Source organism: Novipirellula sp., assembly GCF_041583735.1.
Lineage (GTDB): Bacteria > Planctomycetota > Planctomycetia > Pirellulales > Pirellulaceae > Novipirellula.
The window spans coordinates 1-1,792 of the sequence record NZ_JBFHFD010001014.1 but is presented as its reverse complement, the minus strand read 5'-3'; the positions used below and the strand labels follow the sequence as shown (position 1 = coordinate 1,792).

Below are 1,792 nucleotides of genomic sequence, written 5' to 3'. Positions count from 1 at the left end.
TGATAATTTAGTGTTTGCGGCCGACGTGATGGGAAAGCTGTATGCGATTTCCCGCGTCGACGGCAAAGAAGTGTGGACGCACGATTATGACACAGGGTTCACCGCCCCGCCCGCATTTCACGACGGGCATCTGGCGATCGGCGATGTCGAAGGCAATTTCTATTTTCTCGATGCCAAAACGGGCGAACGACTATGGCAAGCGGAAACCGAAGGCGAGATCGATGGATCGGCGGCATTTTTTGGTGACAAGGTGCTGATCGCCAGCCAAGATGGCAAACTTTACTGCTTTGCCGCCAAAGATGGTTCGCCGGTGTGGACTTACCAAACCGACGACCAAATTCGCTGCAGCCCCACTGTCGCCGGAGATCGCACGTTCCTTGGCGGATGCGACGGGCAATTGCACGTTGTCGACCTGAACACGGGCAAAGCGATCGGTGAGACACTTCCGCTCGGGGGGCCCACCGGCAGCACACCGGCGATACTAGGTGATCATGCCTTTTTGCCGATCATGGACGGAGCGGTTTTGGCTTTGGATTGGAAAAACCAAAAAGAAAAATGGCGTTATCTCGACGAAGATCGCCCGCAAGAGTACCGCGGCAGTGCGGCGGTCTCGGGCGATCAAGTGATCGTCAGCAGCCAGAACAAACAGGTCGATTCGATTTCGATAGAGACCGGAAAACGCTTGTGGCGTTATACTCTTCGTCGCCGCGCCGATGCGTCGCCTGTGATCTCCGCAGACGATGTCTGGATCGCGGCGACCGATGGACGGCTGATTCGCTTGTCACTTAACGACGGAAGCGAACGCTGGAAATATGAAATTCGAGGCTCGTTTATCGCGCCGCCTGCAATCGCCGGTGGCGAAGTATTTGTGGCCGATGATAATGGTATCGTACGGTGCTTTGCCAAACCCGCTACCTAGCCCGTTTGACCTTGAACACATCTGATGTTGAACACATCTGATGTTGAACACATCTGATGTTGAACACATCTGATGTTGAACACGTGACTTGCAACAACAAGTCGTCCTCCCGCTTGAATCCTTTCCCTCCTACAGCCCAAAGCCATTCCACATGTCATCGGCCGCAAGCGATAAAAAGAAAACCGAAGTCGGCAGCTACTTCATCTCGAACTACCCACCCTACAGCCAGTGGAAGAAAGAGGAGTTGCCAGCGGTCAAAGAGGCGTTACATCACGCCCCCAAAGAGGACACGCCGCTAGGGCTCTATTTGCACATCCCGTTTTGTCGCAAGCGTTGCAAGTTTTGTTACTTCAAAGTTTTCACCGACGTTAACGCGGCCGAAGTCCAGCGATATGTCGATGCGCTTTGCAACGAAATCTCGATGGTCAGCAAGTTGGCCGTGATGGGCGACCGTCCATTCCGGTTTGTTTACTTTGGTGGTGGCACGCCGAGCTTCCTGGCGCCGAAACAGCTCACCAAGCTGGCCGATCGACTTCGCGAACATATCACTTGGGATGGTGCCGAAGAGGTGACGTTCGAATGCGAACCAGGAACGCTGAGCGAAACCAAAGTCAAAACGCTTCGCGAAGAACTAGGTGTGACGCGTCTGAGTTTGGGGATCGAAAACTTCTCGGACAAAATCCTCGAGGACAACGGACGCGCCCACCTGAGCAAGCAGGTGTTCAATGCTTGGGAATGGATCAGCGCGGCTCAGTTCCCCAACGTCAACATCGATTTGATCTCCGGCATGGTCGGCGAGACCTGGGACAATTGGAAAGAGAACGTGCGACGGACGCTCGAACTGTCCCCCGAAAGCGTCACGATCTATCAAAT

The 1,792-nt window shown here is 54.2% G+C and carries 2 protein-coding genes; both read left to right on the top strand.

Annotated elements, in window-relative coordinates:
• The coding region (locus ABX962_RS35600) for a PQQ-binding-like beta-propeller repeat protein (RefSeq protein WP_372726388.1) at positions 1-919 on the top strand (919 nt) is incomplete at its 5' end.
• A gap of 151 nt (positions 920-1,070) precedes the next feature.
• Positions 1,071-1,792 (top strand): coproporphyrinogen-III oxidase family protein (locus ABX962_RS35595; protein WP_372726387.1); only part of this gene is annotated, 722 nt, incomplete at its 3' end.